This is a genomic window from Gordoniibacillus kamchatkensis, assembly GCF_000829455.1.
Classification (GTDB): Bacteria; Bacillota; Bacilli; order Paenibacillales; family NBRC-103111; genus Gordoniibacillus; species Gordoniibacillus kamchatkensis.
Window position 1 is genome coordinate 75,729 of record NZ_JXAK01000030.1, and the last position, 8,227, is coordinate 83,955.

8 protein-coding genes are annotated in these 8,227 nt (G+C 58.5%); 5 read left to right on the forward strand and 3 right to left on the reverse strand.

Translation table 11 applies throughout. The features are described 5' to 3' along the window. Nucleotides 1-11 precede the first annotated feature (11 nt). Both SD70_RS17540 and SD70_RS17545 read right to left on the reverse strand, forming a co-directional pair. Nucleotides 12-347, reverse strand: coding sequence for a MazG nucleotide pyrophosphohydrolase domain-containing protein (locus tag SD70_RS17540; RefSeq protein WP_394297984.1), 336 nt, complete (start codon nucleotides 345-347; stop codon nucleotides 12-14). 318 nt (nucleotides 348-665) lie between these two features. After that, the gene (locus tag SD70_RS17545) at nucleotides 666-1,391 is read right to left on the reverse strand and encodes an SDR family oxidoreductase (RefSeq protein ID WP_041048832.1); all 726 of its coding nucleotides are present in this window, start codon (nucleotides 1,389-1,391) and stop codon (nucleotides 666-668) included. Nucleotides 1,392-1,494: 103 nt separating this feature from the next. On the opposite strand from SD70_RS17545, the gene SD70_RS17550 reads away from it, so the two are divergent. The 3 genes from SD70_RS17550 (at nucleotide 1,495) to SD70_RS17560 (ending at nucleotide 4,611) form a co-directional block, all read left to right on the forward strand. Further along, nucleotides 1,495-2,088, forward strand: a complete 594-nt coding sequence (locus tag SD70_RS17550) for a TetR/AcrR family transcriptional regulator (protein ID WP_041048833.1) — start codon at nucleotides 1,495-1,497, stop codon at nucleotides 2,086-2,088. 304 nt (nucleotides 2,089-2,392) lie between these two features. Further along, nucleotides 2,393-4,090 carry a hypothetical protein gene (locus SD70_RS17555; RefSeq protein ID WP_041048834.1) on the forward strand — a complete coding sequence of 566 codons (1,698 nt, stop codon included), beginning with the start codon at nucleotides 2,393-2,395 and terminating at the stop codon, nucleotides 4,088-4,090. A gap of 140 nt (nucleotides 4,091-4,230) precedes the next feature. Further along, on the forward strand, nucleotides 4,231-4,611 hold the full coding sequence (locus SD70_RS17560) for a VOC family protein (RefSeq protein WP_231571273.1): 381 nt from the start codon (nucleotides 4,231-4,233) through the stop codon (nucleotides 4,609-4,611). A gap of 529 nt (nucleotides 4,612-5,140) precedes the next feature. Here the strand turns inward: SD70_RS17560 and SD70_RS17565 are convergent. After that, entirely contained in the window at nucleotides 5,141-5,818 is a 678-nt protein-coding gene (locus tag SD70_RS17565; RefSeq protein ID WP_041048836.1) for a hypothetical protein, read from the reverse strand. A 713-nt stretch (nucleotides 5,819-6,531) separates the two neighbouring features. Here SD70_RS17565 and SD70_RS34965 point away from each other — a divergent pair. Together SD70_RS34965 and SD70_RS17575 are read left to right on the forward strand one after the other, a co-directional pair. After that, a complete protein-coding gene (locus tag SD70_RS34965; protein WP_197081069.1) occupies nucleotides 6,532-7,401 on the forward strand; it encodes a YwmB family TATA-box binding protein in 870 nt (289 codons plus the stop codon). A gap of 164 nt (nucleotides 7,402-7,565) precedes the next feature. Then, entirely contained in the window at nucleotides 7,566-7,946 is a 381-nt protein-coding gene (locus SD70_RS17575) for an IDEAL domain-containing protein (protein ID WP_197081070.1), read from the forward strand. Nucleotides 7,947-8,227 lie beyond the last annotated feature (281 nt).

An 8,227-nucleotide genomic window follows, 5' to 3' on the forward strand; every position in this document is an offset into this window, starting at 1 on the left:
TTCGTCTCAGCCTACTCCTCAAATCGCTTGAGCAGCTTTTGCCGGTGTGCGTCGAAAGCTTCTTCCAACGTGATGCCGTATAGGCCTGCCAGCAACGCGAGGTTTCCCAGGACGTCGCCGATTTCTCCGACAAGCTCCCGGCGTAGCTCGGCTTTCGGCTGGTCGGCTTCGTCCGGGCGTCCTCTGCCGATCTCGTACGTGCGGACAACCCGCGCTACCTCGCCCGCTTCTTCCATCAGAAAGCCGACTCGTATGAAAGGGCCGTAATCGGTCCATCCCCGTTCCCCGTAAAAACGTTTAATCCACTCCTGCGCATCGTTCAGCTCCAATTGCCGCACCTCGCTCATTAAAGATTCGTTATGCCGAAATATAGTATATACTAGTAATAATTAACGAGGCGAATAAAATGTGAGGAGCGAAAAGGACAGGGAAGAGGCGGATAACCTGATGACGATATTGCGACTGCTTCAGGCAAGGATTCGCAATAGGCAAAATGCTTCCGAAGCTGCGCATCGCGCTGGCGGAAGCATTTTGCATGGGGTTAGGCTTTGGCATTCGCGCTCTGCTGTACGGCATCCGACTGCCCGCTGCCCCCATACTCCAACCGCGGCCTGTGGCCACGGCCACTCTTTGCCGTAGCATTCCGCGCTGGCTGGAGAATTGATCTATTTCAGGCGCAACCCGCCATCGACTTCGAGTACCGTTCCGGTTACAAACGTGTTATCGATCAAATAGCAAATTGCTTTGGCAATGTCGTCCGGCTGACCGACTTTTCCGACTGGCGCCTGCAGTTCGTAAAATTTCAGCGCGGCAACCCGCTGTTCTTCCGGCATCCAATTCCACCACGGGGTGTCGACGACTCCCGGGGATACCGCGTTTACGCGAATAGGGGCCAGCTCAAGCGCCAAAATGGGAACCATAGACTCCAGCGCAGCGTTGATAGCGGCGAGTCCGGCAATACCCGGGGCGGAGCTACGAGCCGAAATAGCGGTCAGGAAAGTGATGGAGCCATTGCTGCTGAGCGTATCCAGACTGAGCTGCGCCGCCATGACTTGGGGCCAAAATTTTGCGTCAAACCCTTCGCGCAGTTCATTCAGCGAGAGCTCGCGGAAGTTTCCGGCGCCTTTGGCTCCGGAAACTGCGATTACGAGATGGTCGAAGCTGCCTTGGCGGGAATAGAAAGCTTTCAAGTCTTCATAAGACGCAGCATCCAATTGAGCTCCTTGAGCGCTCGGCCCCAGTTGCTGCAGCGCGCTATCCAGCTTGGCTTTGTCGCGTCCTGTGACGACTGCTTCCGCACCGGCTTCGGTCAGCATGCGGGCTGCCGCAAGCCCTATTCCGGAAGTTCCGCCCATAATGATGGCACGTTGGCCTTTAACGTTATTTACCATACTCATTTGCCTCCTCGAGAGAATTGTAACGTTTGATTGATTGAATTATAATACGTTACGTAACGAAATGTAAATATCGAATTTTAAATGAGGATGATGGCTAATGGATGAACGACAAGAGAAGCAGACGGGCGCCGGCCGTCCCAGAAGCCGGAAAGCTTTGGAAGCCGTTATGACGGCAACGCTGAACCTTTTGAAAACGACTTCGTATAACCAATTAACGATGGAGAGGATCGCCAAAGAGGCCGGTGTCGGCAAGCCGACCTTGTATCGGTGGTGGTCAGGCGTTCCATTCATTGTGATGGAGGCGCTCATGCTTCAGGCGGAAAGTGAAATTGGTAGTCCGGATACTGGACAGCTGATAAGCGACGTGCACCAATATTTGAAGCAAACTTTCCGTTCCCTCACGGAGGGCACAGGTGAAACCGTACGCAGTCTGATGGCGGAAGCGCAGCTCAACCCGGACTTCGCCGGCGTCTTTCGCGAAACTTTCATTTCGTCGCGGCGGCAAACGTTGATCCGAATATTGGAGCGCGGCGTGCAGCGCGGAGAGTTGCCGCAAAATGCCGATCTGGAGCTAATCGCTGATTTATGCTACGGACCGATGTGGTACCGGCTTCTGAATCGGCATGCGGCGTTAGACGAGACTTTTGCCGCTTCGCTAGTTTCTTATCTGTTCGATTCAGACGGTCGGTAACGATCGTTCCGGGGGAGCCGGCGGCGACTATGAGCGCATTTCCTTGCTGGCCAGGAAATGCGCTTCATTTTGCGAAGGGGACTAAGGGGTAAGGTTCCGCCGCTTCGCATGCCTGCAGATTCGACAAAATTGCAGTTTTTTCACGCGAAAGGAAGGATTGTCAAAGGACGGAGCCGAATACCAATCATCTGGTTCTTGGCGGCGCTGCAAAGGGGCCCGACGATGCACCGGTAGCGTCGCGACGCGCGGGCGGAAGTTTCGCAAGCCATCAATACTATGGACGAAAGCATGGGGAACGACAAGCATGGGCAAATGGATCAGAGTTATACCTTTCGCGGCGGCGGCCGTCATTATCGGACTCATCCAGACCGTACTGCTCGCGAACGAACGAATAAAACCTTATCCCAATCCTTTCGGCCGGGCGACGGTATTGGCACATCCGGCTACAGCGGCGGAAACGGTACAAATGCTTGGCGAAGGAGCTTTTGCCTACCGGTCCGGCGACTCGCTGGTTATGGTGACGACGGACGCAGAAGGCAATGCAGCCGAAACGACGAGGCCGCTGCCTGCACCCGGGCTGTTCAGCGATGCTCAGCTTACGGCGGACAGCGCGGTGTGGATCGGGGACGGGGGCAAGCTGTATGGCGCAGAATGGAGCGGAAGCGCCTGGTCGGCAATGCGGCTACTGGCGGAGGGAGGCGGAATGAAGGGACTGAGCGCGGTTGGGGGCGGCGTGCCGGGGAGCGATCGGGTGCTGCTCCGCTACGATGAGCAAGCGCTCTATGCGGGCGTATACCGGAAAGGCGCCGAAGTGACGTGGAGTAAACTCGACCTGCCTAACATCAGCAGCTTGGCTGCAGCATCAGACCCCACAGACGGGGGAGTCGGCGTCGTTTATGCGACTGAGCATAACGGGCGCGTCTCGCTCGGTTTCGTCAAACTCGCCGCACGTTCGCTGCAGCCGGTGCTGCAAAGCAAGCTGAAGGAGGTAGAACTCGCTTCCTACAACAGGCTGGAACATATCGCGGTCGGCAGCGACCGGTCCGTCTGGACAGCAGCGTATACGATCAGCTCCTCCAAATCGGGCAAAAGCTACGCCCGGCTCCTGACGTTCCCCGGCGACCGCCCGCAAGCGGCGGAAGAGATCCGGCTCGATTTGCCGGTGAAAAGGGACGCCGCTGTGCCCGCCGGTTCCGCCGCTGTTCCCGCCGGAACTAGCGATGCCGCTACAGGAGCCGACGTATCGGATACCGTTCTGCACCCGGCATTTGTTGCGAATCCGCCGGGCACCTCCGAGCTGGTCGTTTCCTCGGTGTATGTGAAAAATCGCAGGCTGACAAGCCAAGAGGTATACCGGATCGGACTGACCGGCGGTAAACCGCAGCTGCCCGCGGCGTTGGTCAGCCATAGCGCCGGCTTCGCCGATTATCCGGCGCTTGCTTACGACGGGCAAGGACATGCTTTGGCAGTGTGGCTCGAGCCGAAGGGGGACGATTCGTACCTGGTCCATTACACATCCAATCTGGAGCCGTACCGGACCCGGACCGATAAGCTCACAGGCGCCGATTACCAGCGCAGCGCCGAGACGTTGCCGCTGTTATGGGGAATCGCTCTGCTGACGGCGCTATTGTCGCTGAAGTGGATCGTGCTTCCGGCCGCTTATTTGCTTGTGCTGTACACGTTGCGGGAAGCCCACTACGATAATCATCCGGCGCTGCATTTTGGCATATCGCTCGGGCTGTATTTGGCTTCCAAGCTAGTGCTGCTCGGAGACTATCGCAAGCCGCAGGCGCTCGAGCTTATGCCGCCCGCCGTGCAGTCTGTGGCGGCGCATCTGGCCATTGTGGCGCTCATCGCCGTCCTGGCTTACGTCTCCACAAAGCTGCTGCACCGCGATGCCGACTACCGCAACGCCGGACTCGAGCTGCTGTATTTTGTTGCGCTCGACATTTGGATGACCAACCTGTGGTTTGCTTATTTTATGTCGCCTGCGTCGCTATAAGGTGCGGGGCGCTGATTCGGTGTGAAATGTTCACAACATCCGGCTTACGAAGCGAGTTTTACTGTGCAAAATTTGAAAGTCCATCTTCTAAAATACTCCTTTAGGGGTTTCTCTCCCCACGGTTAGAGAGGCGGCTTGCGATGATGAGAATTGACCGATTGGATCATTTGGTATTGACGGTGCGAAGCATCGAGGCAACGTGCCGTTTTTATACGAAAGCGCTCGGTATGGAAGAGATCACGTTCGGAGCGGGACGCAAAGCGCTGCAATTCGGCAGGCAGAAGATCAACTTGCACGAAGCGGGCAAGGAGTTCGAGCCGAAAGCGGCGACGCCGCTGCCGGGCTCTGCCGACTTGTGCTTCATCGCTGGGGTGCCGCTGCCGGACGTCGTCCGGCATTTGCAAAGCTGCGGCGTCGACATTGTGGAAGGGCCGGTGCAGCGAACGGGCGCCGTGGGGCCTATGATGTCCGTCTACGTGCGCGACCCGGACGGCAATTTGATCGAGATTTCCCATTACTGAACTTGGTGGGCGGGTCGGCATAGGGTCGCCTGTGCCGGATTTCCCCCAAAGTCCGCCCGGAAGCGGGTTTCGCACGGCAACGGACCGCGGAGGCGAAGCGCGCGGCACCGTTGGCGAACGTTCATTGTGGGAGCCGGGAAAATCGCCTGTTGGTAATGACTTCGCCACGGGCCGCACCCGGTGGAGCGTGCGCTGGACCGTGTTTGACGGTACATCACGGTGAATGCCGGTGACTGCACAGGGTAGGACCCGCAACGCAAGAGACTGTACGGAGAGGGTCGGATCTCCGGACTTGAATCAAGCGCGCGGCATAGCGGAACCCAGTTCCGTTAACAGGCGATTTCCCGAGTATTTCCCCAAATTAGCGGAACCAGAGAGCGTTATTTGTTCCGGTTGGGGGCAAATCGGGCTTATTTTCGGCATACGGAACGGTAATAGCGGAACAGTGTTCCGTTAAGTGCCAGCGATATCTCGCATTTGCACGAAATAACGGAACGTGGTTCCGCTAACGCCTGCCATCAACCTCGAATTATAATGGAGTGCCGGATTGCCGGGCATTCGGATGGAGCCGATAAGCCCGAATCCGGAGCCGGCCGGCTGCCGGAATAAGGATGGCACGTTGCGCCAGGCTGTGCAGCAGCGTGCGTGCATAGCGGTCACTCACACCAAGGCGGGCGGCTGCATCAGCCGGAGTGATGGGCTGTGGGTTGCGAGCGGCAAGACGCATCAATTCCTGCTCATAGAGCGACAGACCTTCGATCTTGAACGGCCGGTCGGCACCGTACCACCGTCCGATGAATTGCTGCACGATCTGCTGGCAGCGGCGCGGTTTGTCCTTCACATCGTCATAGGCAAACCGGATGACGTGCCAGCCGTCCAGAACAAGGTGATTTTGGCGAATTAGCTGATCGGCAAATTGCTGGCGGCTAGCGTCGCGAAAATGCGGACCGAAGCCGTCGATCTCAATGGCGACGCGCTCGCCGTTTCGAACGTAGGCAAAGTCGAGGAACCTCGATCCATCCTTAAAGTCCACTACCTCATACTCCGGGTGGAGATAGTCGAAATGCCCGACCGCCGGCCACCAAACTTGCTGCAAAAACAATTTCTCCGCATGCCCGTGTCCCTCTGCCAAACGGCGCAGCCTTTCGCCTTTTCGCAGCTGCGCATGCCGACTGACATATGCTTCATACTCCTCATGAAAGCCCATCTCTTTCCATCCTCCTTACATGAAATAAAAAAGCCGCCCGCCCTTCGATAGAAGGGGAGCGGCGTGTGCTTCACGACTCGCAGTACAGATGCTGACATGCTTATTTTACAAGGCAGCGGGTAGTCTGCGCAAGTCCGAATGTATAGCGGAACCAAACATCCGCGAGAGCGCTCCCCGACTTCCCGATGTATCGGCAGCACGGAGAGGCTCGAGTTCTCCGACCGTTTCGGCAAAGGCAATGAATAGTTATTCGCTGCAAGTTTAAAACGTGATACGAATGGAGATTCTATTTACTAGATTGATAGAATCGGATTTTTGGGGTGAGCGGCATGAGAGGGCGAGTGTCGGTGCGGCGGAACGAGTCGGATAATGGATTAGTTCTTGGTGGAAAAGGTCTGCAGGAGGCACGCTTTCTGGCGCCAACGACTTCGTGGCCGGCGTTGCGGCGCTATATCGTGGTGGGTGAAGCGGGCGTACAGGATACTCGGTCTGAATGTCGGATAAACAAACCGATGCATGCACGCGGAAAGCAATTCGGGTTGCTACTTGCCGCAGGGTTGCTACTGGCTGCAGGAGTAATAAGTGATCGGCTACAGTCAGGAGGGCTAAACTGGCCAGCGAGCACTGGCCAACTTACGACTATAGCGCACATGGTAGCGGCAACTGGGGCTGCCAACGCTGGCCCCCGGGCAATCGTAGCACAAGCGCGGACATTGGCTAGGCCTGCCAACGCCGGTCTGCAAACGGCCACAGCAAACGCCGTAGCAGCAGCTGAGGCTGGCCAGCAGGCAGCCGCGGCCGATGCGGTGGCGGCTGCCGCGGCACCGCAAGTCGTCGGCGCTAGTGCGGCGGCGGATACCGCCGCGCTGATCGCGGGGGCCGGGGCGCAGTTCGCCGCCCCGCCGGCGGTGACGCTGCGATTTTGCAGCGTCGACCTTGGCTCGGCCGAGAAGGCAAGCCCGGCCGCTATGGCGGCAGCGCACGCGCTCGGGCTGCACGCTGCCGCGACCGAAGCGGCGGCCGACGATGCCGCCTCCAACCGCCCCGCCAGCAGTGTCCCGCTCACCGTAGGCGATGCCGCCGCTTACCGCGCCACAAGCGATGTCCCGCTCGCCACAGAGGCAGCCGCCGCCGACCGCGCTGCCGGCAGCGCGTCGAGCGGACGCGCCACACTGCTGCTCGCAGGCTCCGGCGACGGCGGCTCCAGCTTCCTCATCGTGAAGCTGGACGCCCCTCGCCTGGCGGACCCGGAGTCGCTGCTTGGGTGGCAGCGAGGCGCCGAGGAGCGCCTCGCCGAGCTCGGCTTGGACGGCGCGTGGACCGCACAGCTGCAGGGCGAGCTCCCGCCCGGAGTAAAGCCGGAAACGGCGCTTGCCGCTATCGCCCGCAGCTTCACGGCGAAGCCGCTGGAGACGTACAAGGATGAGGGGACTTATAGCGTTTCATACAGCACGGAGCGGCTACACCGCACGATACGCAGCGGCAGCCATAACATTGCTTTGCAGGCGGCAGTTCATCGCGACACGACGAACGGGCATTGGCGTCTTACGGTCGGTACGCCGCTCATCACGAGCGAATATTGAGCGCATCAGGTTCCATTCAAACATCTCCCAACCGCTGGGCAGACGTCCCTTGACAGAGATAACTGTAATGCATATACTAACAGTAATAACTGTATTCGTTAGAGTAACACTTGGCCTAAAATTGGCCGATTAACGATATTTTACGATGAAGGACGGGGATGACGATGCGGAAGCTGCCGTTTGTATTAAACGAAGGCGATTGGATATCCGGCAAGACGGCCAACGACGAGAAGTTTCGGGGCTACGTGGAGCGCATCGACTCGTACGGAGGCAAAGTGAAAGTAAAAGTGCTGGAATCGGATCGCGAATCCATCATCGGCTCGACGGTGGAAGCGGCGCTCGCCGCAGTCGAACCGATTGCCGCCGAAGGGGCCCGCTCGGAAGCTGAGCTGCTGGACATGATCGATCTGGCGCTGCAGACACGCGACCGGACGTGGTTTGAAGAGCTGAGCAGCCAGTTGTCGCTGCTGCGCGGGGCCGGCACCGCTTCCCGCGGTATCCGGCCGGAAAGATTGAGCGCGCCGCCGAGATCCCGAGTCATGTAACGGTAATAGCCCGTTTTCATAACGCTCCTTTCCCAAGCTAAGCTTGGGGAGGAGCGTTTTTGCTTGCGTCAGCTGCTACCCGTTGTCCCCCCGCACCCGGCCGCGCGGCATGCAACGACCGAAGTCCCTGACGCTGCCAAACACCGCCCGTGCCCCACATCTCTAAACTCCGGCCCTTGCCTCGACCCTATTCGAGCGGTAAACGCCTTACAGCCTTACCCTCGCCCCATACCCCCAACCCCGCATTCCACCCGCCAAGCCCCAAGTAAAGCCATGCTAAC

Excerpts from the sequence above, each read along its gene's own strand:
- SD70_RS17540 (WP_394297984.1), bottom strand. The coding sequence starts at position 347 with ATGAGCGAGGTGCGGCAATTGGAGCTGAACGATGCGCAGGAGTGGATT.
- SD70_RS17545 (WP_041048832.1), bottom strand. The coding sequence starts at position 1,391 with ATGGTAAATAACGTTAAAGGCCAACGTGCCATCATTATGGGCGGAACT.
- SD70_RS17550 (WP_041048833.1), top strand. The coding sequence starts at position 1,495 with ATGGATGAACGACAAGAGAAGCAGACGGGCGCCGGCCGTCCCAGAAGC.
- SD70_RS17555 (WP_041048834.1), top strand. The coding sequence starts at position 2,393 with ATGGGCAAATGGATCAGAGTTATACCTTTCGCGGCGGCGGCCGTCATT.
- SD70_RS17560 (WP_231571273.1), top strand. The coding sequence starts at position 4,231 with ATGATGAGAATTGACCGATTGGATCATTTGGTATTGACGGTGCGAAGC.
- SD70_RS17565 (WP_041048836.1), bottom strand. The coding sequence starts at position 5,818 with ATGGGCTTTCATGAGGAGTATGAAGCATATGTCAGTCGGCATGCGCAG.
- SD70_RS17575 (WP_197081070.1), top strand. The coding sequence starts at position 7,566 with ATGCGGAAGCTGCCGTTTGTATTAAACGAAGGCGATTGGATATCCGGC.